The sequence below is a fragment of the Mycobacterium sp. B14F4 genome, assembly GCF_039871645.1.
Classification (GTDB): Bacteria; Actinomycetota; Actinomycetes; order Mycobacteriales; family Mycobacteriaceae; genus Mycobacterium.
The window spans coordinates 22,229-44,800 of the sequence record NZ_JBDPMF010000011.1 but is presented as its reverse complement, the minus strand read 5'-3'; the positions used below and the strand labels follow the sequence as shown (position 1 = coordinate 44,800).

Sequence of the window (22,572 nt, the reverse complement as noted above, 5' to 3'; positions counted from 1 at the left end):
GCCGCCGCTTTGACGATATTTTTTTCGTGCTTTACAATTCGTCAAAACGATCTCGTAGTGAGAGGGGCTGCATGCGATGCTGCCGGTGACCGATGTCATGACCCGCCCCGTGGTCACCGTGCGGTGTGCCGCATCGCTGCGCGCGGCGGCGGTGCCGCTGGCCGAAGACGGCTACGCCGGGGTGCCGGTGGTCGGCGACGATGGACGGTTGGCCGGGATGCTGACCGTCGGCGATGTGCTGCGCGCCAGAGAGGCCGCAGTCGAGACGGCAGGCGCGGCGATGACCGCGCCAGCCATCTCCGTCGAGATCTCCACCGATCTCGACACCGTGGGCCGACTGCTGCTCCAGCGTGGCGTGCGCAGCATGCCGGTCGTCGACGACGAGAACAGAGTGGTCGGAATTGTCAGCCGCGGCGACATCCTGCGGCTCAGCATGACCAGCGATGACGCGGTCGCCGTCGGCGTGCAGAAGCTACTGGACAACTACACCGGTAAACGACGGTGGATCGCACAGGTCCGCGAGGGACGCGTCACCGTGGCCGGCTGCTTCGACGACGATTCCGAACGACGGATCGCCACAGCGCTGGCCCGCCTGGTACCGGGCATCCGCGAGGTGCGCATCGGAGCCAGTCCCGCCGAGCGGGACGCCGAATGACCGCGGTGGATGTTCCCCTGTGGGGCTGGCTCGCGCTCACCGTTTTCATCGGTGCGATGTTGGCCGTGGATCTGTTCCTGCACAGGGACAATCACGTCATCGGGTTCCGGGAAGCCGCGGTGTGGTCGGCGGTCTGGATCGCGGCCGGACTGTTGTTCGGCACCGTCGTCTGGTGGGCGTACGGCGGCGAGGTCGCCGGAACGTACTACGCCGGGTACCTCATCGAGAAGGCGCTGTCGGTCGACAACGTCTTCGTCTTCGCACTCATCTTCACCTACTTCGCGGTGCCCGACCGCTATCAGCACAAGGTGCTGTTCTGGGGCGTGATCGGCGCCTTGCTGTTCCGGCTGGTGTTCATCTTCCTCGGCGCCGAGCTGTTGAAGACCTTCTTCTGGACGGCATACCTGTTCGGCGCGTTCCTCATCTACACCGCCTACAAGATGGCGTTCAAGCACGACGACGACCTGGATCCCGAGCGGAACCTGGTGGTCCGCCTGGTCCGCCGGGTGGTGCCGACCGACGCGCGCTACCACGGCGACAAGCTGTTCACCGTGGTCAACGGCAAGCGGGTCGCCACCTTGCTGTTCGTCGTCCTGGTGGCCGTCGAGGCGACCGATCTCATCTTCGCGATCGACTCGGTGGCCGCGGTGCTGGCCATCACCACCAGCACGTTCATCGTCTGGACTGCCAACGCCTTCGCGGTGCTCGGACTGCGCAGCCTGTACTTCTGCCTGTCCGGTCTGCTGCGTCGCTTCTCCTATCTCCACTACGGCCTGGCGGTGCTGCTGGCATTCGCCGGGGTCAAGCTGATCCTGTCGGAGACACCGGTCGGGAAACTTCCCGTCCCGCTGACCCTTTCGGTGATCGTCGTGACCTTGGCCGTCTCGATCGCCTGGAGCCTCGGGGCAACCCGGGGTAGGACCGCGCAGAACCGCAAGGCTGAGCCAACGGAACAGTCGGCGGTATCCGAATGATGCTTCGTCAATTGCTATTGACGAAATATGAAACGCGAATGGATGAGGTAACATCTTGACCGCGATGGTTGCTACGAAGAGACCACTGAAGGCGGCGCGCAAGCGGACCGGCGAACCGCGTGCTGTCGGCACCGCGAACGGGACCCGCGGGTGGACGTTTCTCACCAACCACGCGCACGTGCTGCTCTGTCTGGCACATGGCGAGTCGCTGACCGCTCGCGAACTGGGCATTCGCATCGGCATCACCGAACGCTCGGTGCAGACGATCATCGCCGACCTGACCGACGACGGCTATCTCAGGAAGGCCAAAGTCGGTCGGCGCAACAGCTACACGATCAACCCGAAGGGCCGACTGCGTCATCCGCTGGAGTCCGCACACACCGTCGGGGAGTTGATCGACGCCCTCTCCTGACTCGCCGGCCGTCGCTCGCGGACGTTCACCCGGGGAACCTCAGTCGTGCCAGGGCATCGAGTGCCTGCCGCCGCGGGGCGTGTCACCAGGATCGTCGCCGCGGGAATGCCTGCCGTTGGACTCGAACCAGAACTGTCGAGGCTCCGACCCGTCCGAGCGGTGACGGGAGGGCCGTTCGCGGTGGGCGTCGGCCGACGGTGACGGCGGTTCGGCAAGCGGCTTGCGACGAGGGGGCTTGTGGAGGCGCTCCTCATCGTCGACGTGAAAGCCGTTGTGCGCGTGCCCGATCAGTTCGGCCGTCGGCTTCGCCGGGGTGATAGGCGGGTCGTCGGCCATGAGCTGATCGAGGATCACGCGCCACTGATCGGTGGTGGGCGACTCCGGCTCGGGCTCGGGCTCTTGCTTGTGCCAGTGCCAGGCCGTCCCCGGGGCGTGTCGCACGCGGTCGGTCCGGGCCATCAGCGGCTCGGTGGCAGGCTCGCGGTCGTCGGCAGCGGGTTCGGGGTCGTCCCAGACGACCGTGTACTCGAGGTAGTCGTCATCGTCGTCGGCGAAGGTCTCGTCCCCGCCGTACTCCAGCGCCGGCCCGGGCTCGGCGTCGATATCGTCCGATGTCCGGTCGCGGCCGAAGCCCAGCAGGAACAGCGCGGCCACCACACCGAACAACGCGACGAACGCCGACAGCAGCAGCGCCTGCGACATCGCCGCGGCGAACGGCGCGTGCAGGAACGGCGGCAGTTGCGTCACACCCGCGTCGCCCTGACCGGAGGCGGTCGCCCACGGCGGCATCTCGGCGTTGACGCGCCACGTCATGAACGCCGCCATGCTGGCGCTGCCCAGCACGGCGCCCACCTGCCGGGTGGTGTTGTAGACGCCCGAGCCCGCCCCGGCCCACCGCGGCGGCAGGTTGCGAGTGGCCGTCGCGGCCAGCGGCGACCAGATGAACGCCATGCCGACCCCGGTCAGCGTCAACGGGACCAGCAGTCGCCAGATCGCCGTGGTGGGCGTCATCTCGATGGTCAGCCAGGTCAGTGCGACGGCGAGCGTCGAGAACCCGAACCCGATGACCGGCCGCGGGTGTGACCGGTCGACGATCCGCCCGACGAAGGGCGCCAGCACACCGGTGACGACCGCCATCGGCGCGGTCAGCAGCGCCGCGCGGGTGGGCGAGAGCCCGCACACCGCCTGGGCGTAGAACATGATCGGCACCATCATCCCCGTCACCACGAAGCCGATCGTCGCGACGCCGAGGTTGGCCAGCGAGAAGTCGCGGTCGCGGAAGATGACCAGCGGGATGAGCGGTTCGTTCGGGTTGACCGACTGCCAGTACAGGAACGCGGCGATGAACCCGGACCCCAGCGCCATCAGGCCCCACACCCAGTGGGTCCACTCGTTCGCCTGGCCCTCCTGAAGCGAGAAGACGATCAGGAACATCCCGACGCCCGACAACAGCACACCCAGCACGTCGAAGCCCTGGTTGCTGGTCGGCAACTCGGGCACCAGCCGCAGCGCCAGCAGCACACCGAGCACCCCGATGGGCACGTTGACGAAGAAGATCCACTGCCACCCCAGGCTGTCGACCAGCACACCGCCCGCCAGCGGGCCGACCAGCGTCGCGACACCGGCCGTCGCACCCCACACGCCCATCGCCACGCCGCGGCGCTGGGCCGGGAAGATGCGGGTGATGGTCGACAGGGTCTGCGGCGTCAGCAGCGCAGCTCCGATGCCCTGCACCACGCGCGCGGCGATCAGCATGCCGATGGTGTCCGCGAGCCCGCACCACAGCGAGGCGGCGGTGAACACCGTCAACCCCACCAGATACAGGTACCTCGGCCCGAACCGGTCGCCGAGCCGGCCCGCGACCAACAGCGGCACGGCGTAGGCCAGCAGGTAGGCACTGGTCACCCACAGCACCGCGTCGTAGCCCGCGTCGAGTTCGTCCATGATCGACGGGTTGGCGACGGCGACGATGGTCGCGTCGACCAGGATCATGAAGAAGCCGACCATCATCGCCCACAGCGCGTGCCACGGGTTCGCAGAGGCGTTCTGCCGGCGGATCAGGGTTGAGAACATCTTCGGTCGACTCGTTACTTGGCGATCCGCACCGACGCTACGGAGCTTGCGTGAGCCCGACAAGTCGGGTCACACGGGCACCAGCCGTCAGGCCGGTTCGGGGACGGCGTCCTCGATGACGTCGCCGGATGCGTCGTCGACGCGATCGGTCGAAGGAACCCCGACGGCCAAAAGCGCCAACAACGCGATCACCATACCGACCGTCATCACCAGCGCCAGCGCGAACTCGTCATTGCCCAGCGCACCGACGAGCGGGGCGACCGCGGCACCGACCCCGAACTGCGCGGCGCCCAGCAACGCCGCCGCGGTTCCCGCCGCCTCGTTGTGGCGGGACAGGGCCACGGCAGGGGCGTTCGGCAGCACCAGGCCCATCGCCGCCAGCACGACCAACACCGGAAGGACGAAGCCGGGCAGGCCGCCGGCCTGGGTCACGGACAGCGCGACGAAGAACGCACCGCCGAGGCACGCGACCACCAGCGCCCAGAGCGCGATGGTCTGCGGTGGGTGGCGGCGCAGCAGCACGACGTTGAACTGAGTCGCACCGATCAGCGCGATGGCGCCCGCCGCGAAGACCAGCGCGAACCCCTGCTGGTCCAGGCCGTAGTCACCCTGCAGCACGAACGGCGCGCCGGAGATGTAGGCGAACAGCCCCGACATGCCCAGCGCGGCGACCAGGACCAGCACGATGAACCTCAGGTCACGCAGCAGGCCGACGTAGGTCCTGGCGATGCCGCGCACCTTCAGCGGCCGACGGTGCGCGACGGGCAGCGTCTCGGGCAGGGCCAGCGCGGCCACCACGAGCAGCGCGCCCGCGATGACCACCAGCGCGGCGAACACCCAGTGCCAGGACGCCTTCAGCAGCACGGCGGCACCTAGCGACGGCGCGAGGATCGGCGCCACCCCCAGCACCAGCATCAGCCGCGACATCATGGTGGCGGCCGCGGTGCCGGTGAAGAGGTCACCGACCACGGCGATCGCCACCACCATCGCCGCCGCGGCACCCATGCCCTGCAGCCCGCGCGCCACCCCCAGCACGGCGATGTTCGGCGCGAACAGGCACAGCAGCGACGCCAGCATGTGCAGCACGATGCCTGCCATCAACGGTCGGCGGCGGCCCAGCGAGTCCGACAGCGGCCCGACGATCAACTGGCCGAGCGCCAGCCCGGCGAGCGTGCCCGTCAGCGTCAACTGGGCCACCGACGACGACACCCCGAGTTCGTCGGCGATTCCCGGCAGGGCGGGCAGGTACATGTCGATGGTCAGCGGACCCAGCGCGACCATGACGCCGAGCACGACGATCATCCGGATGCGGCTCGGCGTCCTGGTCGCCGCCTCCCCGGGCGTCTCGGCAGTCGTAAGGTCCACAGTCGGCGATGTTGCCATGGAAATGGTTAGCGCCGCTTCTCATTAATTTCTTCCCGGATCGGCCAACCGTGGGCGCGATCACTGCCGGGCACCCGCTGCCTGCCGTCGTTCGTTAACAACCCGTTAGCCTGGACACCAGTCGTCGAGACAGGCTGAGACAGGAGGCCGCTCATGAGTGCCCGGTCGAAGGCCAAGAGCCAGGTGCCGGCCGTCAACGGCGCTGCCGAGGACCCGAGTGCCGCCGCGAAGGTTCTGTCGCACATCATCGAACGCGGCGCGCGCGTGCAGGGGCCGGCGGTCAAGGCGTACGTCGATCGTGTCCGCAAGCAGAACCCGGACGCGACGCCGGCCGACATCGTCAAGAAACTCGAGGCGCACTACCTCGCCGCGGTGATGGCCAGTGGCGTCGCCGTCGGATCGGCCGCGGCGTTCCCGGGCATCGGGACGCTGGCGGCGATGGCGTCGGTGGCCGGTGAGACGGTGGTCTTCCTGGAGGCGACGGCGGTGTACGTGCTGGCGGTCGCCGAGGTGCACGGGATTCCCGCCGAACACCGCGAGCGCCGTCGCGCCCTGGTGCTGGCGGTGCTCGTCGGCGAGGACAGCAAGCGTGCCGTCGCCGACCTGATCGGACCGGGCCGCACGAAGGGCGCGTGGGTCGCCGACGGCGCGGCGACGCTGCCGCTGCCTGCGGTGTCACAACTGAATTCACGCTTGCTGAGGTACTTCGTGAAGCGCTACACCCTGAAGCGCGGAGCGATCGCCTTCGGCAAGCTGCTGCCCGTCGGCATCGGGGCCGTCGTCGGCGGCGTGGGAAATCGCCTGATGGGCAAGCGCATCGTGGCCAACGCGCACATGGCGTTCGGCACTCCGCCCCCGCGGTGGCCGGCCGCTCTGCACGTGCTGCCCGCACCCCGCGACTAACGGACGCGCGGAGCCTTGGGGGAGACATCCGCGGCGACCACTATGACCACAAGTCGGACCACAGGCCCGTTGCCGTGGTCTGGCCGATGCTTCAGCGCTAGCCTTTAGGCGGGCCAAATGCGGGTAACCGCAGAACATGGGCGAGCGTCTCGGACACGCTCGCGTGGAGCGAAGGAATCGAGGCGAGTAGCTACCGTGAGCTCACCTTCACCATTCGGACAGAACGAGTGGTTGGTCGAGGAGATGTATCGCAAGTTCCGCGAGGATCCCTCGTCGGTAGATCCCAGTTGGCATGAATTCCTTGTCGACTACTCCCCCGAGCCGACCTCTGAGGGCCAGACCGACAGCGGCAACGGGCAACGCGTGTCCGCACCGGTGAGCCCGCCGGAACCCGCGCCCGCACCAGCGCCGAGCAATGGTGCCGCGTCCGCGTCCAAGCCGGCCAAGGCCCCGGAGTCGAAGCCGGCGAAGGCCAAGGCCGAGTCGAAACCCAAGGCCGAATCGAAGGCCGAGTCGAAGGCCGAGTCGAAGGCCGAGTCGAAGGCCGAGTCGAAGGGCGAGGCGCCGGAGTCGAAGCCCGCCGAATCCGCCAAGCCCAAGGCGCCCGCGGCCAAACCACCCGCCGACGGCGAAGACGTGCAGGTGCTGCGGGGCGCGGCGGCGGCGGTCGTGAAGAACATGTCGGCGTCGCTGGAGGTTCCCACCGCGACCAGTGTGCGCGCGGTGCCCGCCAAGCTGATGATCGACAACCGCATCGTCATCAACAACCACCTGAAACGCACTCGCGGCGGGAAGATCTCGTTCACCCACCTCATCGGTTTCGCGGTGGTGCAGGCGGTCAAGAAGTTCCCGAACATGAACCGCCACTTCGCCGAGAGCGACGGCAAGCCGACGGCGGTCGCCCCCGAGCATGTCAACCTGGGCCTGGCGATCGACCTGCCGGGCAAGGACGGCAACCGGCAGTTGGTGGTGGCCGGCATCAAGGCGACCGAGAACTTGCGCTTCGGCCAGTTCATCGCCGCCTACGAGGACATCGTCCGGCGTGCCCGCGACGGCAAGCTCACCGCCGAAGATTTCGGCGGCGTCACCGTTTCCCTGACCAACCCCGGCACCATCGGCACCGTGCATTCGGTGCCGCGGTTGATGCGCGGCCAGGGCGCGATCATCGGCGTCGGCGCGATGGAGTACCCGGCGGAGTTCCAGGGCGCCAGCGCGGAGCGCATCGCCGATCTGGGCGTCGGCAAGCTGGTCACGCTCACCTCGACCTACGACCACCGCATCATCCAGGGCGCCGAGTCCGGCGACTTCCTGCGCACCGTGCACCAGCTGCTGCTCGACGACGACTTCTTCGACGAGATCTTCCGCGAACTCGGCATCCCGTACGAGCCGGTGCGGTGGCGCACCGACAACCCGGACTCGATCGAGGACAAGAACGCGCGCGTCATCGAGCTGATCGCCGCCTACCGCAACCGCGGCCACCTGATGGCCGACATCGACCCGCTGCGGCTGGACAAGAACCGGTTCCGTAGCCACCCCGACCTCGACGTGCTGACCCACGGGCTGACGCTGTGGGACCTCGACCGCGAGTTCAAGGTCAACGGCTTCGCCGGCGGCGAGCACAAGAAGCTGCGCGACGTGCTCGGCCTGCTACGCGACTCGTACTGCCGCCACGTCGGCGTGGAGTACACCCACATCCTCGAGCCCGAGCAGCAGCAGTGGCTGCAGGACCGCATCGAGGTCAAGCACGAGAAGCCGACGGTCGCCGAGCAGAAGTACATTCTGTCCAAGCTCAACGCGGCCGAGGCGTTCGAGACGTTCCTGCAGACGAAATACGTTGGGCAGAAGCGCTTCTCGCTGGAGGGCGCGGAGACGGTCATCCCCACCATGGACGCCGTCATCGACCAGTGCGCCGAGCACGCGCTCGACGAGGTCGTCGTCGGCATGCCGCACCGCGGCCGGCTCAACGTGCTGGCCAACATCGTCGGCAAGCCGTACTCGCAGATCTTCAGCGAGTTCGAGGGCAACCTGAACCCGTCGCAGGCGCACGGTTCCGGCGATGTGAAGTACCACCTCGGCGCGACCGGTACCTACATCCAGATGTTCGGCGACAACGACATCGAGGTGTCGCTGGTGGCCAACCCGTCGCACCTGGAGGCCGTCGACCCGGTGCTCGAGGGCTTGGTCCGTGCCAAGCAGGACCTGCTGGACAAGGGCAACGGGGACGACGGCTTCACCGTCGTGCCGCTGATGCTGCACGGCGACGCCGCGTTCGCGGGCCAGGGTGTGGTGGCCGAGACGCTGAACCTGGCGCTGCTGCGGGGCTACCGCACCGGCGGCACCATCCACATCATCGTGAACAACCAGATCGGGTTCACCACCTCGCCCAACGACGCGAAGTCGTCCGAGTACTGCACGGACGTCGCGAAAATGGTCGGCGCGCCGATCTTCCACGTCAACGGCGACGACCCGGAGGCCGCCGCCTGGGTGGCCCGGCTGGCGGTCGACTTCCGGCAGAAGTTCAAGAAAGACGTCGTCATCGACATGCTGTGCTACCGCCGCCGCGGGCACAACGAGGGCGACGACCCGTCGATGACGCAGCCGGCCATGTACGACGCGATCGACATCAAGCGCGGGGTGCGCAAGAGCTACACCGAAGCGCTGATCGGCCGCGGCGACATCTCGATGAAAGAGGCCGAGGACGCCCTGCGCGACTACCAGGGTCAGCTGGAGAACGTCTTCAACGAGGTCCGCGACCTCGAGAAACACGAGATCGCGCCGAGCAGCTCGGTCGAGGCCGACCAGATGGTGCCCCGCGGGATGAACACCGCGGTCGACAAGTCGTTGCTGGCCCGGATCGGCGACGCGCATCTGGCGCTGCCCGCGGGATTCAACGTGCATCCGCGGGTCAAACCGGTGCTCGAGAAGCGCCGGGAGATGGCCTACGAAGGCAAGGTGGACTGGGCGTTCGCCGAACTGCTGGCGCTCGGATCGTTGATCGCCGAGGGCAAGACCGTGCGGCTGTCGGGGCAGGACACTCGGCGCGGCACGTTCACCCAGCGGCACTCGGTGATCATCGACCGCAAGACCGGCCAGGAGTTCACCCCGCTGCAGCTGCTGACCGCCGACAAGGACGGCGCCCCCACCGGTGGCAAGTTCATGGTCTACGACTCGCCGCTGTCGGAGTTCGCCGCGGTCGGTTTCGAGTACGGCTACTCGGTGGGCGATCCGGAAGCTCTGGTGTTGTGGGAGGCGCAGTTCGGCGACTTCATCAACGGCGCGCAGTCGATCATCGACGAGTTCATCAGCTCCGGCGAGGCCAAGTGGGGCCAGCTCTCCGACGTCGTGCTGCTGCTGCCGCACGGCCACGAGGGGCAGGGCCCGGACCACACGTCGGGCCGCATCGAGCGGTTCCTGCTGCTGTGGGCCGAGGGCTCGATGACGATCGCGATGCCGTCCACCCCGGCCAACTACTTCCATCTGTTGCGCCGGCATGCGCTCGACGGCATCCACCGCCCGCTGATCGTGTTCACGCCGAAGTCGATGCTGCGGAACAAGGCCGCCGTCAGCGACATCCGCGACTTCACCGAGCAGAAGTTCCGCTCGGTGCTCGAGGAGCCGACCTACACCGACGGCGACGGCGATCGCAGCAAGGCGACGCGAATGTTGTTGACCAGCGGCAAGATCTACTACGAGCTGGCCGCTCGCAAGAACAAGGAGTCGCGGGACGACGTCGCGATCGTGCGCATCGAACAGCTCGCCCCGCTGCCGCGGCGCCGGCTGGCCGAGACGCTGGACCAGTATCCGAACGTCGAGCAGTACTTCTGGGTGCAGGAGGAGCCGGCGAACCAGGGCCCGTGGCCGACGTTCGGCCTGACGTTGCCCGAGGTGCTGCCGGAGAAGCTGACCGGCATCACGCGCATCTCGCGGCGGGCGATGTCGGCGCCGTCATCGGGTTCGTCGAAGGTGCACGCCGTCGAGCAGCAGGAGATTATCGACGAGGCGTTCGGTTAGCCCGTTATTCTCCCCGGCCCAGTAGGCCGCCGGGCGGCGCGGAATTCAACGTTCAGCTCGGTGACTTCATGTGCACGTTTGCAGCAGCGTTGACGGCAAAGTATGTCCAGGCCCCTTGAAAGGACAAGCAGGCTCTTCGGCTAACCTTGTCAGGTGTCGCTGAGACGAGGGAGTTATTATGCAAGGCTTCGCCGGTAAGGTCGCCGCGATCACGGGCGCTGGGTCTGGGATCGGGCAGGCGCTGGCGATTCAACTGGCGCGCTCGGGCGCCAAGGTCGCGATCAGCGATATCGACACCGACGGTCTGGCCCTTACCGAGGAGCGCCTCAAGGCCATCGGTGCCCCGGTGAAGGCGGACCGGCTCGATGTCACCGAACGCGAAGCATTCGAGCTGTATGCGGAGTCGGTCGTCGACCATTTCGGCACCGTCAACCAGATCTACAACAACGCCGGAATCGCGTTCGCCGGCGACATCGAAGTCAGCCAGTTCAAGGACATTGAACGGGTGATCGATGTCGACTTCTGGGGGGTGGTGAATGGCACCAAAATCTTCCTGCCCCATTTGATCGCCTCTGGCGACGGCCACATCATCAACGTCTCTAGCGTCTTCGGGTTGTTCTCGGCTCCCGGACAGGCCGCCTACAACGCAGCGAAGTTTGCGGTGCGCGGGTTCACCGAGGCACTACGTCAGGAGATGATGCTAGCGCGCCATCCAGTCAAGGTGACGACAGTTCACCCCGGCGGCATCAAGACTTCGATCGCGCGCAACATGGTCACCGTGGAGGGCATCGACAAAGACAAGTTGGCGCACACCTTCGACACCAGGATGGCCTCGACGTCGCCGGAAAAGGCCGCACGGATCATTATGAACGGCGTCCGTCGCAATAAGGCACGCGTGCTGGTCGGACCGGATGCGACGATGCTCGACGCGATTGTGCGGGTGACCGGTTCGGGTTATCAACGTCTGTTCTCCACGGTGATGGCGCGGGCAGTGCCCGAAGCTCACTGATTGCATCTCAATCCGCCGCGAACGTAGAGAAACTCGCACGATATCGGAGGTCAGTCACCAAGGGGGTTCGCGGCGAGGAAGGCGTCGGCGACTCGCTGCGGGTCGCCGCCGTCGGCCACCTCGGCCCGCATCTCCGAAAGCGCCGCGGTGTCGAGCACACCGGCCACCTCGTTGAGTGCCAGCACCTGCGACTCGCCCAGCTCGTTGCGGCGGTACAGCGGCACCAGGTTCTCGGCCCGGATCAGCGACGTCCGGTCCGACAGCATCAGCAGTTCCGGCGGGATTCCCGGCGCGGCCGTCGTCGTCCATGCGGCGTTGAACTGACGCGTCTTCACAGCGGCGAACATCGCTGCGGCAGTGGCCATTCCGGTGACCTCGGGCTTACACGGGCCGATGGCATCCGGTCGCGGCACACCGTCGGTCTGCACGACCCGCAGCCGCTCGCAGTTGCGCACCGCCGCCGTCACGTCGCGCCCGCCCCAGCTTTCCGCCGTCGCCTCGGCGACCGCGAGCGCGGGCTTGTCCTCCGCCGAGGTCGTGTAATCCCCCGCGGCGATGCCCTCGGGCAGCGCGGAGACCATCTCGCGGTAGACCTGCACCGCCGACCGCGCCGTCGCGTCGGGAGCAAACCTGTGCAGTAGTCGGCCGGTGAAGCCGGGGACGACGCGGGCGTCGCCGGAGTCCAGCCCGGCGAGCGGATCGTCGGACGCTTCCACGTGGGCCGGGTTGCCGTAGGACCGCAGCGCCGCGGCGTACAGGTGGGCGATCAGCGTCGACTCGGCATCCGGCGTCGAGCCGACGACGATCGACGGTGGCCCCGCCGGCCCGCCGCATGCGGTGGTGAGCGCCGCGAGCAGCGCGACGATCGCCAGCGCCCGCAGGCCCATGGGCTAGATGCCGGACGCGTCGCCAGACGCACTGGCGACCGCTCGTGCCACCGCCGGGGCGACCCGCGGGTCCAACACACTCGGCACGATGCACTCGGCCGACAAGTCGTCGCCGACGACCGAGAAGATCGCCTGTGCGGCAGCGACCTTCATCTCCTCGGTGATCCGGTGCGCACCCGCATCGAGTGCGCCGCGGAACACCCCCGGAAACGCCAGCACGTTGTTGATCTGGTTCGGGAAGTCGCTGCGGCCGGTCGCGACGACGGCGGCGTACTTACGGGCCTCGTCGGGATGGATCTCCGGATCGGGGTTCGACAGGGCGAACACGATCGAGTTCGGCGCCATCGACGCGACGAGGTCGGTGGGCACGACACCCGCCGACAGTCCGAGGAACACGTCGGCGCCGTCGAGCGCTTCGGCCATCCCACCGGTCAGCATCCGCGGGTTGGTCAGCGCGGCCATCTCGGCCTTGTGCGCGTTCAGGTCACTGCGGCCCTTGTGGACGATGCCCTGCGAGTCCAGCAGCGTGATGTCGCTCACTCCGGCGGCGAGCAGGATCTTCGCGCAGGCGACGCCGGCCGCGCCCGCGCCGGAGACCACCACCCGCAGCGAGGCCATCGCGCGGTCGACCACCCTCGCCGCACCCATCAGCGCCGACAGCACGACGATCGCGGTGCCGTGCTGGTCGTCGTGCATGACCGGGCAGTCGAGGGCCTCGATCAGCCGGCGCTCGATCTCGAAGCACCGCGGGGCCGAGATGTCCTCGAGGTTGACCGCGCCGAACGTGGGGCGCAGCCGGACCAGGGTCTCGACGATCTCGTCGGGGTTCTTGGTGTCGAGCACGATCGGAATCGAGTCGAGGTCGGCGAACGCCTTGAACAGCGCGCACTTGCCCTCCATCACCGGCAGCGACGCGGCCGGGCCGATGTCGCCGAGGCCGAGCACCGCGCTTCCGTCGCTGACGACGGCCACCATCCGGTTGGCCCACGTGTAGCGCGCGGCCAGCGTGTGGTCGGCGGCGATCGCCCGGCTCACCTGGGCCACGCCCGGGGTGTAGGCGATCGACAGCGCACGTTCGGTGTCGAGGGGCGCGTTCAACGCCACGGAGAGCTTGCCGCCCACGTGGGCGGCGAAGATCTCCTCGTCGCTGACGACGATGGGGGATCCGGTCACTGGAAGGTCTTCAACCGCTTGCGACACGGCGCTCAGGTTAGCGACGAACCGGTAGGTAACCTAATCGCCGGAAATCGCTCCGGGTACAGCCCTTAGATGAGGCCGAGGTCGGTGACCGCCTTGCGCTCGTCGGCGAGCTCTGCCGTCGTCTTGTCGATTCGGCCGCGCGAGAAGTCGTCGATGTCGAGCCCCTGCACGATCGACCAGTTGCCGTCCTTGGTCGTCACCGGGAAGGACGAGATCAAGCCCTCCGGCACGCCGTAGGAGCCGTCCGAGACGACGGCCATCGACACCCAGTCGCCGTCGGCGCTGCCCAGCAGCCAGTCCCGGGCGGCGTCGATGGTGGCCGACGCGGCCGACGCCGCCGAGGAGGCACCGCGCGCGTCGATGATCGCCGCGCCGCGCTTGGCGACGGTCGGGATGAAGTCGTTCTCCAGCCAGTTCTGGTCGTTGACCACCTCGGCGGCGTTCTTGCCGCCGACTTCGGCGTGGAAGATGTCGGGGTACTGGGTGGCCGAGTGGTTGCCCCAGATCGTCATCTTCTTGATGTCGGTCACCTTGGCGCCGGTCTTGCGGGCCAGCTGCGAGATCGCCCGGTTGTGGTCGAGGCGGGTGAGCGCCGAGAACCGCTCCCGCGGAATGTCGGGGGCGTTGGTCATCGCGATCAGCGCATTGGTGTTGGCCGGGTTACCGGTCACGCCGATGCGCACATCGTCGGCGGCGACGGAGTTGAGCGCCTTGCCCTGTGCGGTGAAGATCGCCCCGTTGGCCTCGAGGAGGTCGCTGCGCTCCATGCCCGGACCGCGCGGGCGGGCGCCGACCAGCAGCGCCAAGTTGATGCCGTCGAAGATCTGGTTCGGGTCCGAGCCGATCTCGACGCCGGACAGCAGCGGGAACGCGCAGTCGTCGAGCTCCATCACGACACCCTCGAGCGCCTTGAGCGCGGGCTCGATCTCCAGCAGCCGCAGCTCGACCGGCCGGTCGGGGCCGAGCAGTGCACCGCTGGCGATGCGGAACAGCAGGCTGTAGCCGATCTGGCCGGCGGCGCCGGTGACAGCGACCTTGAGGGGAGTTGTGCTCACGTCAGACGCTCCTTGGATGGCATGTTTCGTTCCGTGGTTCGGGGACGAAACTAGCAGGGTGCCGATGCCGCCAGCCGCGTAGCATCGACGACGGCCCAGATACGGGCCACGTGCTGTTCCCGGGAGGCTGACTCGATGCCGTCGTTCCGCTCGCTGCCTCCATCGCTGCGGCCCGTCGCGAAGTCGAAGTCCGGCGGCGTGGACGCCAGCTCCATTCATGTGCCCGTCGCCCGGGTGACGGTCGACTGCGGCATCTATTGCGAGGGAACGCGGCTGCCGGGCAAGTACACCCACGGTGCGGCCCAGGACAAGGTGCAGGAGCTGCGGGGCGAGGGCAGGGAGGCGTTCGTGTGGATCGGCCTGCACGAACCCGACGACCACCAGATGCAGGCCGTCGCCGACGAATACAGCCTGCACCCGCTGGCCGTCGAGGACGCCGTGCACGCCCACCAGCGACCCAAGCTGGAGCGCTACGACAACACGCTGTTCCTCGTCCTCAAGACCGTGACCTATCTCGAGCACGACTCGATGGCCCACGCCCGCGAGATCGTCGAGACCGGCGAGATCATGATCTTCGTCGGGCCCGACTTCGTGGTGACCGTCCGCCACGGTGAGCACGGCGGGCTCGCCGACGTCCGCAAACGGCTCGACGCAGCGCCGGCGATCCTCGCGCTCGGCCCGTACGCGGTGATGCACGCGATCGCCGACCACGTCGTCGACAGCTACCTCGAGGTCACCCATTCGATCGAGACCGACATCGACGCGATGGAAGAGGACGTCTTCTCACCGCGCAACCAGACCAACATCGAGAGCATCTACCTGCTCAAGCGCGAAGTCGTCGAACTGCGCCGGGCGGTCGGCCCACTGACGCTGGCGTTGGAGCCGATCATGAGCGACCACGACGACCTGATCTCGGTCGAGGTGCGCCGATACATGCGCGACGTGCTCGACCACAACACCCAGGCCGCCGACCGGATCACCAGCTACGACGACGTGCTCAGCTCGCTGGTGCAGGCCGCGGTCGGCAAGGTGGCGATGCAGCAGAACATCGACATGCGCCGCATCTCGGCCTACGTCGCGATCGCCGCGGTGCCGACGGCGATCGCCGGCATCTACGGGATGAACTTCGAGTACATGCCCGAGCTCAAGCACCCGTGGGGCTATCCGGCTGTGCTCATCGTGATGCTGGTGCTGTGCACGCTGTTGTTCCGGGCGTTCCGGCGCAACCGCTGGCTGTAGGCCGCCGGCTCAGCTTGGATTGCCGGCCCGCCGGCTCAGCTTGGATTGCCGGCCCGCCGGCTCAGCTTGGATTGCCGGCCCGCCGGCTCAGCTTGGATTGCCGGCCCGCCGGCGTTGGTCGAGCACGTCGACCCCGTCCTGCTCCCACGCCTCGCGCATCGCGTCGGCGCCCTTGAGCCGCACCCATGCCGCCTCGGTGGCGGTGATCGGGGTCGCCGACAAGACCGCCACCGGCGGCAACGGCGGGGTCAGCTCCACGTCGTCGATGTCGCTGCGGCCCAACAGGAATGCGGTGAACGGCGCGCCGTCCCACAACGGTGCCTCGAGGTCGATGAGCGCATCGGGTTCGAGGATGAGCCCCTCCACTGCGGGCGCCGCGGCGACGATCGCGATCGACCGGGACAGACCTCGCGGGGACGAACCGCGCAATGCGAGCGTCACCTCCGCGCGCGGACCGTGCAGCGCATCGGTGACCATCTCCGTCGGGTCGAGCATCGGGTGTCGCGAACAGCCAAGCGACACATAGTGGGTGACGCCGTCAGGGCTGGGTCCGAACCGCAGTACGTCGATCTTCTCCGTGCCCAGGAATGTGACGCTGGCCGCGTCGGGTTCTGCGGTCACACCGGCCCGGGCGAAGTGCTCGCGCACGTGCGCGCGAACCTCCGCCAGGACGTCGATCACTCGGCCGGTGGCGGCGTCGACTCGGCAGCGGATGCCGGCGGGCTCGCCGGAGTGGGCGCATCGTCGGGCAGAGTCAGGTTCCTGCCGGAGTCGGCGTCGAAGATCGTCAGCTTCGAGGTGTCGAACGCCAGCTGGATAGTGCCACCCTGCTTGGCCGTAGACTCGGTGGAAACCCTTGCCACGAACTCGTTTTCGGTGGCGCCCGACTCCGCCGCCAGCTGTGCGAGCTGGGCGGCCTGCGCACCCGCGCCCTCGGTCTTGAAGTGGACGTACTTGTCGGCGCCGAGCGACTCGACCATGTCGACCTTCACCTCGAACGTCAACGCCCGGATCCTGGCATAGCCGTCGAGCACGGCGGCGTCCTCGAAATGCTCGGGCCGCACCCCGACGATCACGTTCTTGGGCTTGTGGCGGCCGATCAGGTCGTACATCTCCTGTGTGAGAGTGACCTCGCCGAACGGCAGCTTCACGCCGACGTCGGTCATGGTCGCCGGGAAGAAGTTCATCGACGGTGATCCGATGAAGCCGGCGACGAAGAGGTTGGCAGGCCGGTGGTACAGCTCATCGGGGGTGCCGATCTGCTGAGCCACCCCGGCCAGCAGCACCACCACCCGGTCCCCCAGCGTCATCGCCTCGGTTTGGTCGTGGGTGACGTAGACGGTCGTCGTGCCCAGTCGGTCCTGCAGCCGCGCGATCTCCGAACGCATCTGCACCCGAAGTTTGGCGTCCAGGTTCGACAGCGGCTCGTCCATCAGGAACGCCTTGGGATTGCGCACGATCGCGCGGCCCATGGCGACGCGCTGGCGCTGGCCGCCGGAGAGCTGTGCGGGCTTGCGGTCCAGGAAGTCGGTCAGGTCAAGGATTTTCGCAGCCTCGTCGACCTTGGTCGCGATCTCGTCCTTCTTCATCTTGGCCAGCGTCAGCGGGAACGCGATGTTCTGGCGCACCGTCATGTGCGGGTAGAGCGCATAGGACTGGAAGACCATCGCGATGTCGCGGTCCTTGGGCGCTTTCTCGTTGACACGCTCGCCACCGATGCGCAACTCGCCCGACGTGATGGCCTCCAGGCCCGCGATCATGTTGAGCGTGGTGGACTTTCCGCATCCGGATGGTCCGACCAGGATGATGAACTCGCCGTCGGCGATCGTCATCGACAGCTCCTGCACGGCAGTCGCGCCGTTGGGGTAACTCTTGGTCACCCGGTCCAACACAATCTCGGCCATGCGAACTACCCCTTCACCGCGCCGGAGGTCAGGCCGGCGACGATCCGTCGTTGGAAGATGAGAACAAAGATGATGATCGGGATGGTGATGACCATCGCACCCGCCGCGATCGACCCGGTGGGCTCCTCGAATTGCGAACTGCCGGTGAAGTTCGCGATCGCCACCGGCGCAGTGATCGCGCGCTGGGTCGCCGTCAGCGACAGCGCGAGCAGCAGGTCGTTCCACGCGAAGATGAACACCAGGATCGCCGCGGTGACGATGCCCGGCGCGGCCAGCGGCGCGATCACCCTGCGGAATGCCTGCGCCGGGGTCGCGCCGTCCATCTTCGCCGCCTTCTCCAGATCCCAGGGGATCTCGCGGAAGAAGGCCGACAGCGTGTAGATCGCCAGCGGCAGGGCGAACGTGATGTACGGAATGATCAACCCGGGCCAGGTGTCGAACAGCCCGACGGCGCGCTCGAGCTCGAAAATCGGTGTGACGAGCGAGATGTGCGGGAACATCGCGATCAAGAGGGCGACGCCGATCAGCAGTTGCTTGCCGGGGAAGTCCAGTCGCGCGACCGCGTAGGCGGCCATGCCGCCGATCACCACCGCGATGACCGTGGTGATCAACCCGATTCCGATGGAGTTGACCAGGGCCGAGGTGAACACGTTGCCCTGGAAGATCGCCTTGTAGTTGTCGAAGGTGATCGCGGTCGGAATGAGCTTGCCGTCCTTGACTGTCGACGTCGGCTTGAGTGACAGCGACAGGATCCACAGCACCGGGAACAGCGCGTAGACGACGACCAGGATGTTGACGATGGTCCAGCCGGTCGCGCGACCGGCGTTGACCCGCTCGGCGGCCATCACATCTCCCTATTCATAGCCGACCCTCGTCACTGCCCGGTGCCGCGGCCCCGAAGATCTTGATGTAGATGAACGCGATGAGCGCCACGCACAGGAAGATCAGCACACTGATCGCCGACCCGAGCCCGACGTTGAAGGCCTTGAACAGGTTGTCGTAGCCCAGGATCGACACCGACCCGGTGTTGTTGGCTCCACCGGTGAGGACATAGATGTTGTCGAAGATGCGGAACGCGTCGAGGGTGCGGAACAGCAGCGCGACCAGGATGGCCGGCTTGATCAGCGGCAGAATGACTTTCACCAGTCGCTTCCACGGGCCCGCGCCGTCGACCTCCGCGGCGTTGAGCAGATCCTGGGGCACCAGGGCCAGCCCGGCCAACAGCAGCAGTGCCATGAAGGGGGTGGTCTTCCACACCTCGGCGAGCACGACGATGGCCAGCGACGGAATCTGTTCGGTCAGCGGCGCACTGCCCTCCGGCAGCAGATTGGCGAGGTAACCCGTACTCGGCGTCCAAGCGTAGTACCAGGAGTACGACGCGGCGACGGTCACGATGCCGTACGGGATGAGGATGGCGGTGCGCACCACGCCCTTGCCGAAGATCGTGCGGTGCATCACCAGCGCGAGCGCCAAGCCCAGCACGAACTCGATCGCCACCGAGACGACCGTGATGGCCAGCGTGACGAAGAACGCCGTCCACCAGTACCGGTCGGACAGGATGGTGATGTAGTTGTCCAGCCCGATGAACTCGGTGTCCTGCGGCGCGGCCATGTTGTTGCGCTGCAGGCTCAGCCACACCGCATAACCGATCGGGTAGGCGGTCACCGCCAGCATCAGCAGCACGGCGGGGGCGATCAGGAGGAACGCCAGCCGGCGCTCGGACCGGCGGTCGTCACTGCCGCCGCGCGCATCCGCCTTGGCTTTGTTGGCCGCGGACGGCTCGGCGACGGCCGTCATGGGATCAACCCCTTACCTTCAATGGCCTTCTGCACCTGCTCGGTCAATTCGTCGGCGGTGCGCTCCGGGTCGATGTCGGTGATCGGCGCCAACGCGGCGGAAATGCGCGTCGACACCGCCTGATAGACGGGCGTGGCCGGGCGGACCGCGGCATTGGTGAGCTGCTGGCGGATGATCTCAAACTGCGGGTACTTCTTCTGGAACTCCGGGTCGCTGTACAGCGACGTCCGCACCGCGGGCAGGCCGCCCTCGACCGAGGTGTAGCGCTGGTTCTCGACGTTCCGCAGGCATCGGATGGCCTCGAACGCCTCGGCCTTGTGCTGCGTCGTCTTGGCGACGGCGAGGTTCAACCCGCCGATGGTCACCTTGGCGTCCTCCCCCGGCTGCACACCCGGGTATGGAGCGAAGCCGAACACCTTCTTGCTGGCGTCGAAGGCGGCCTCGAACTGCTCGTCGGTCGGCGAGAATGTGCCCGCCTCACCGATGCTGCCCGCCAGTGCGGGATCGTCGTTGAGCGGCAGGAACGACACGCCGCCCTTGACCGCGTTCTCGAGCAGCGAGGGCAGCACGTAGGGCCAGTTCACCTCGAGCGCGGCGTTGCCCTGTTCGAGCGCCAGGCGCGCTGTGGTCTCGTCGGTCTGCGTCACGGACGGGTCCGCGCCCGGCGCCGTGGCAACCGACTTGATGATCTGCAGCGCCTTGACCGTGGCGGCCCGGTGCTCGGGTGTGTCTGTCAGCGTGACGGTTTCGCCGTCGTCGGAGAGCACCTGACCGCCCGCGCTCTCCAGCAAGGTGTTGAACCACACCACCAGGCCCTCGTACTGCTTGCCCTGGACGGCGATCCAGCTGGGCTTGTCCGCGGCGTGCAGCCGCGTCGCCTCTGCGACCATGGCGTCCCATGTCGCGGGCGGTTCGGACATCAAATCCGCTCGGTACCAGAGCAATTGGGTGTTGGTGGTGATCGGTGCGGCGTAGAGCTTGTCCTGCCACATCGCGGTCTCCAGAGGCCCGGGCAGCGTATTGGCCGTCGCGTCGGACTCGGCCCGGCCCGCCGGGTCGTCGGACAACGGCAACGCCCAACCGGCCTCGGCGAACTCGGCGGTCCACACCACGTCGAGCGCCATCACGTCGAGCGTCTTGTCGTTTCCGGTGAGTCGCCGCGCCAACTGCAGACGCTGGTCGTCGGCGCCCTTCGGCAAGCTGACCTGCTGGATGGTGAAGCGTCCGCCGAGTTGCTCGTTGCAGCGCTTGGCGACAGCGGTGAACGTCTGCGCCTCGTTGGCCGGCGTGTAGTAGTTGATGACGAGTCCGCCGCCGCCGGAACTACACGCGACGACGGCTGACGCCGTCGTCAGCGCCGCCAACACCGCAGCGCCCAGCCGCCGTGGGCCCACGCGCATGGGCCCCGACGTCAGTAGAAGACTCGGGACGCGCACCGCAGCCTCCGTCCGCGTCTGAATGTCGCCGCCGGGGCGGCTCCGTGCGGGAACCTCCCGCGCGCAAACCGTATTGCCACACGCGCGTGATTTGCAACACTTCAGCGGCGCGCGTCGCGCACCGTTACGCAATTGCGAGCGAGCGCAAACTGCCCGCTGATAGCGGCGTGTCGGGTACACACGCGCACGCTCGCGCAAAAACGCGGGCGTCAGATGGTCAAGCGCGCCAGCAAATCCCGACCGCGTTCGGCGTTCTGCGGGTCACACAGCACGTCGTAGCGACCGGCGACCAGCTGCAGGGTCGAGCTGAAATCTCTTGTGCCGCGCGCCATCGCATACGGGATGGCCGACGTGATGAGGCCGAAGAACACACCGGCGATCAGGCCGGTGGCCAGCGCACCCCACGGGCTCGGGCTGAAGAACCCGAGGATCAGGCCGATGAACAAGCCCAGCCACGCACCGGTCAGCACACCACCGCCGAGCACCTTGGGCCACGTCAGCCTGCCGGTGACCCGCTCCACCTGCATCAGATCGACGCCGACGATCGTCACCTGCTGCACCGGGAACTCCTGGTCGGACAGGTAGTCGACCACGCGCTGGGCCTCGGCGTACGTCGGATAGGAGCCGATCGGCCACCCCTTGGGCGGCGTCGGCAGCGCGGCGGGGCCGCGGCGCACACCGGGCCCGCCCGGCGTGGAACCGGGGTTCTGTCCAGGCTGAAACGGACTGGTCATCGCTGCTCGATCTCCTCTGTTCGCGCCCGGTTATGTTGCTGTTTCTCACTTGAACCAACGCCGCGACGGCCACGATCGTGCCCGGTACGTGCGCTAGGTTGATCAGCATGACAAATCCCGGCGACGACGCAGGACAATCGGCATCATCCGAGGCCACCGGCGGTGCGTCCGAGCCGACTCCGGGTGGTTACGAAGCCCCGCCGATCGAGCAGGGGGGCGCGCAGGCGAGCGGGACCGATCAGCCCGGCGCGGCGGGCGACCAGACCCCGCAGGGCGAGGGCCAGCAGACACCGGCGTTCGAGTCGCCCGCGCAGCGCGTCGAGCAACCGGACCAACCGTTCACCCCGCCCGGGCAGCCGTACACCCCGCCCGCCTACGGGGCACCCTACGAGGCGCCCGCGGGCTACGACCCGTCCGGCTATCCACCGCCCGCCGGTTACCCGCCGCCGCCGTCGAGCTTTCCGCCGCCTCCGCCGCCGGGCCCTTACCCACCGCCCCCGGGTGGCTATCCGCCGCCGCCGCAAAGTGCTTACCCGCCCCCATACCCCGACCCCGCCGGCTTCGGCGGGCAGGCGTATCCGCCGCCGCCCTACGGCGCGCCACCGCCCTACGGGGCACCCGTCGGCTACGGCGCTCCCTATCCGGGCGGCTACGGCGCTCCCGTTGCGGGCAAGACGAACTCGATGGCCATCGGCTCGCTGGTCGCTTCCCTCGTCGGCGTCATCCCGTTCCTGTGTGGCATCGGCTCGATCATCGGCATCGTGCTGGGCATCGTCGCGCTGAACCAGATCAAGGACTCCGGCGAAGGCGGCCGCGGGCTGGCCATCGCGGGCATCGCCGTCGGCGCTGCTACCTTCCTCTTCAGCATTATCGTCACCATCTCGATGCTGGGCACCTGAT

At 67.7% G+C, this 22,572-nt stretch carries 19 protein-coding genes; 8 read left to right on the top strand and 11 right to left on the bottom strand.

Annotated features, from left to right (window positions below):
- The first annotated feature begins 76 nt into the window (after positions 1 to 76).
- The 3 genes from ABGB19_RS23715 to ABGB19_RS23705 all read left to right on the top strand — a co-directional run bounded on the left by ABGB19_RS23715 (position 77) and on the right by ABGB19_RS23705 (position 2,041).
- Positions 77 to 655, top strand: a complete 579-nt coding sequence (locus ABGB19_RS23715; protein WP_347688440.1) for a CBS domain-containing protein — start codon at positions 77 to 79, stop codon at positions 653 to 655.
- A complete protein-coding gene (locus ABGB19_RS23710) occupies positions 652 to 1,629 on the top strand; it encodes a TerC family protein (RefSeq protein ID WP_347688439.1) in 978 nt (325 codons plus the stop codon). The genes ABGB19_RS23715 and ABGB19_RS23710 overlap by 4 nt, the downstream gene beginning before the upstream one ends.
- A gap of 64 nt (positions 1,630 to 1,693) precedes the next feature.
- Complete coding sequence (locus ABGB19_RS23705) at positions 1,694 to 2,041, top strand: ArsR family transcriptional regulator (protein WP_347688438.1); 348 nt, start codon at positions 1,694 to 1,696, stop codon at positions 2,039 to 2,041.
- Positions 2,042 to 2,080: 39 nt separating this feature from the next.
- On the opposite strand, the gene ABGB19_RS23700 is transcribed toward ABGB19_RS23705, so the two are convergent.
- Positions 2,081 to 4,114, bottom strand: coding sequence for an MFS transporter (locus ABGB19_RS23700; protein ID WP_347688437.1), 2,034 nt, complete (start codon positions 4,112 to 4,114; stop codon positions 2,081 to 2,083).
- An 87-nt stretch (positions 4,115 to 4,201) separates the two neighbouring features.
- On the bottom strand, positions 4,202 to 5,497 hold the full coding sequence (locus ABGB19_RS23695; RefSeq protein WP_347688436.1) for a multidrug effflux MFS transporter: 1,296 nt from the start codon (positions 5,495 to 5,497) through the stop codon (positions 4,202 to 4,204).
- A gap of 153 nt (positions 5,498 to 5,650) precedes the next feature.
- On the opposite strand from ABGB19_RS23695, the gene ABGB19_RS23690 reads away from it, so the two are divergent.
- The 3 genes from ABGB19_RS23690 to ABGB19_RS23680 all read left to right on the top strand — a co-directional run bounded on the left by ABGB19_RS23690 (position 5,651) and on the right by ABGB19_RS23680 (position 11,420).
- Positions 5,651 to 6,400, top strand: coding sequence for a hypothetical protein (locus tag ABGB19_RS23690; protein WP_347688435.1), 750 nt, complete (start codon positions 5,651 to 5,653; stop codon positions 6,398 to 6,400).
- Positions 6,401 to 6,595: 195 nt separating this feature from the next.
- Positions 6,596 to 10,411, top strand: a complete 3,816-nt coding sequence (locus ABGB19_RS23685) for a multifunctional oxoglutarate decarboxylase/oxoglutarate dehydrogenase thiamine pyrophosphate-binding subunit/dihydrolipoyllysine-residue succinyltransferase subunit (protein ID WP_347688434.1) — start codon at positions 6,596 to 6,598, stop codon at positions 10,409 to 10,411.
- Between the two features lie 178 nt (positions 10,412 to 10,589).
- On the top strand, positions 10,590 to 11,420 hold the full coding sequence (locus tag ABGB19_RS23680; protein ID WP_347688433.1) for an SDR family NAD(P)-dependent oxidoreductase: 831 nt from the start codon (positions 10,590 to 10,592) through the stop codon (positions 11,418 to 11,420).
- A gap of 50 nt (positions 11,421 to 11,470) precedes the next feature.
- Here ABGB19_RS23680 and ABGB19_RS23675 read toward each other — a convergent pair whose 3' ends face one another.
- From ABGB19_RS23675 to ABGB19_RS23665, 3 genes are all read right to left on the bottom strand, one after another.
- Positions 11,471 to 12,307 carry a glycine betaine ABC transporter substrate-binding protein gene (locus ABGB19_RS23675; protein ID WP_347688432.1) on the bottom strand — a complete coding sequence of 279 codons (837 nt, stop codon included), beginning with the start codon at positions 12,305 to 12,307 and terminating at the stop codon, positions 11,471 to 11,473.
- 3 nt (positions 12,308 to 12,310) lie between these two features.
- Positions 12,311 to 13,480 carry an NADP-dependent malic enzyme gene (locus ABGB19_RS23670; RefSeq protein ID WP_347688431.1) on the bottom strand — a complete coding sequence of 390 codons (1,170 nt, stop codon included), beginning with the start codon at positions 13,478 to 13,480 and terminating at the stop codon, positions 12,311 to 12,313.
- Between the two features lie 92 nt (positions 13,481 to 13,572).
- Positions 13,573 to 14,562, bottom strand: a complete 990-nt coding sequence (locus ABGB19_RS23665) for a malate dehydrogenase (protein WP_347688430.1) — start codon at positions 14,560 to 14,562, stop codon at positions 13,573 to 13,575.
- Positions 14,563 to 14,697: 135 nt separating this feature from the next.
- On the opposite strand from ABGB19_RS23665, the gene corA reads away from it, so the two are divergent.
- Positions 14,698 to 15,801, top strand: a complete 1,104-nt coding sequence (gene corA, locus ABGB19_RS23660; protein ID WP_347688429.1) for a magnesium/cobalt transporter CorA — start codon at positions 14,698 to 14,700, stop codon at positions 15,799 to 15,801.
- Positions 15,802 to 15,888: 87 nt separating this feature from the next.
- On the opposite strand, the gene ABGB19_RS23655 is transcribed toward corA, so the two are convergent.
- From ABGB19_RS23655 to ABGB19_RS23630, 6 genes are all read right to left on the bottom strand, one after another.
- Entirely contained in the window at positions 15,889 to 16,482 is a 594-nt protein-coding gene (locus ABGB19_RS23655; protein ID WP_347688428.1) for a suppressor of fused domain protein, read from the bottom strand.
- Entirely contained in the window at positions 16,479 to 17,705 is a 1,227-nt protein-coding gene (gene ugpC / locus ABGB19_RS23650; protein WP_347688427.1) for a sn-glycerol-3-phosphate ABC transporter ATP-binding protein UgpC, read from the bottom strand. The genes ABGB19_RS23655 and ugpC overlap by 4 nt, the downstream gene beginning before the upstream one ends.
- Before the next feature lie 5 nt (positions 17,706 to 17,710).
- Positions 17,711 to 18,550 (bottom strand): carbohydrate ABC transporter permease, encoded by an 840-nt coding sequence (locus ABGB19_RS23645; RefSeq protein ID WP_347688426.1) that lies wholly within the window; start codon positions 18,548 to 18,550, stop codon positions 17,711 to 17,713.
- 13 nt (positions 18,551 to 18,563) lie between these two features.
- Entirely contained in the window at positions 18,564 to 19,502 is a 939-nt protein-coding gene (locus ABGB19_RS23640) for a sugar ABC transporter permease (protein ID WP_347688425.1), read from the bottom strand.
- The gene (locus ABGB19_RS23635) at positions 19,499 to 20,902 is read right to left on the bottom strand and encodes an ABC transporter substrate-binding protein (protein WP_347688424.1); all 1,404 of its coding nucleotides are present in this window, start codon (positions 20,900 to 20,902) and stop codon (positions 19,499 to 19,501) included. Before ABGB19_RS23635 ends, ABGB19_RS23640 begins: the two co-directional genes overlap by 4 nt.
- 245 nt (positions 20,903 to 21,147) lie before the next feature.
- Complete coding sequence (locus ABGB19_RS23630) at positions 21,148 to 21,672, bottom strand: general stress protein (RefSeq protein WP_347688423.1); 525 nt, start codon at positions 21,670 to 21,672, stop codon at positions 21,148 to 21,150.
- A 107-nt stretch (positions 21,673 to 21,779) separates the two neighbouring features.
- Here ABGB19_RS23630 and ABGB19_RS23625 point away from each other — a divergent pair, with 107 nt between their 5' ends.
- Positions 21,780 to 22,571, top strand: coding sequence for a DUF4190 domain-containing protein (locus ABGB19_RS23625; RefSeq protein WP_347688422.1), 792 nt, complete (start codon positions 21,780 to 21,782; stop codon positions 22,569 to 22,571).
- Position 22,572: the final 1 nt, after the last annotated feature.

Bases quoted from the DNA above. Each gene is read 5' to 3' on its own strand.
- ABGB19_RS23635 (WP_347688424.1), bottom strand. From the start codon at position 20,902: ATGCGCGTGGGCCCACGGCGGCTGGGCGCTGCGGTGTTGGCGGCGCTG.
- ABGB19_RS23680 (WP_347688433.1), top strand. From the start codon at position 10,590: ATGCAAGGCTTCGCCGGTAAGGTCGCCGCGATCACGGGCGCTGGGTCT.
- ABGB19_RS23695 (WP_347688436.1), bottom strand. From the start codon at position 5,497: ATGGCAACATCGCCGACTGTGGACCTTACGACTGCCGAGACGCCCGGG.
- ABGB19_RS23705 (WP_347688438.1), top strand. From the start codon at position 1,694: ATGGTTGCTACGAAGAGACCACTGAAGGCGGCGCGCAAGCGGACCGGC.
- ABGB19_RS23700 (WP_347688437.1), bottom strand. From the start codon at position 4,114: ATGTTCTCAACCCTGATCCGCCGGCAGAACGCCTCTGCGAACCCGTGG.
- corA (WP_347688429.1), top strand. From the start codon at position 14,698: ATGCCGTCGTTCCGCTCGCTGCCTCCATCGCTGCGGCCCGTCGCGAAG.
- ABGB19_RS23710 (WP_347688439.1), top strand. From the start codon at position 652: ATGACCGCGGTGGATGTTCCCCTGTGGGGCTGGCTCGCGCTCACCGTT.
- ABGB19_RS23630 (WP_347688423.1), bottom strand. From the start codon at position 21,672: ATGACCAGTCCGTTTCAGCCTGGACAGAACCCCGGTTCCACGCCGGGC.
- ABGB19_RS23645 (WP_347688426.1), bottom strand. From the start codon at position 18,550: ATGGCCGCCGAGCGGGTCAACGCCGGTCGCGCGACCGGCTGGACCATC.
- ABGB19_RS23715 (WP_347688440.1), top strand. From the start codon at position 77: ATGCTGCCGGTGACCGATGTCATGACCCGCCCCGTGGTCACCGTGCGG.
- ugpC (WP_347688427.1), bottom strand. From the start codon at position 17,705: ATGGCCGAGATTGTGTTGGACCGGGTGACCAAGAGTTACCCCAACGGC.
- ABGB19_RS23640 (WP_347688425.1), bottom strand. From the start codon at position 19,502: ATGACGGCCGTCGCCGAGCCGTCCGCGGCCAACAAAGCCAAGGCGGAT.
- ABGB19_RS23625 (WP_347688422.1), top strand. From the start codon at position 21,780: ATGACAAATCCCGGCGACGACGCAGGACAATCGGCATCATCCGAGGCC.
- ABGB19_RS23690 (WP_347688435.1), top strand. From the start codon at position 5,651: ATGAGTGCCCGGTCGAAGGCCAAGAGCCAGGTGCCGGCCGTCAACGGC.
- ABGB19_RS23675 (WP_347688432.1), bottom strand. From the start codon at position 12,307: ATGGGCCTGCGGGCGCTGGCGATCGTCGCGCTGCTCGCGGCGCTCACC.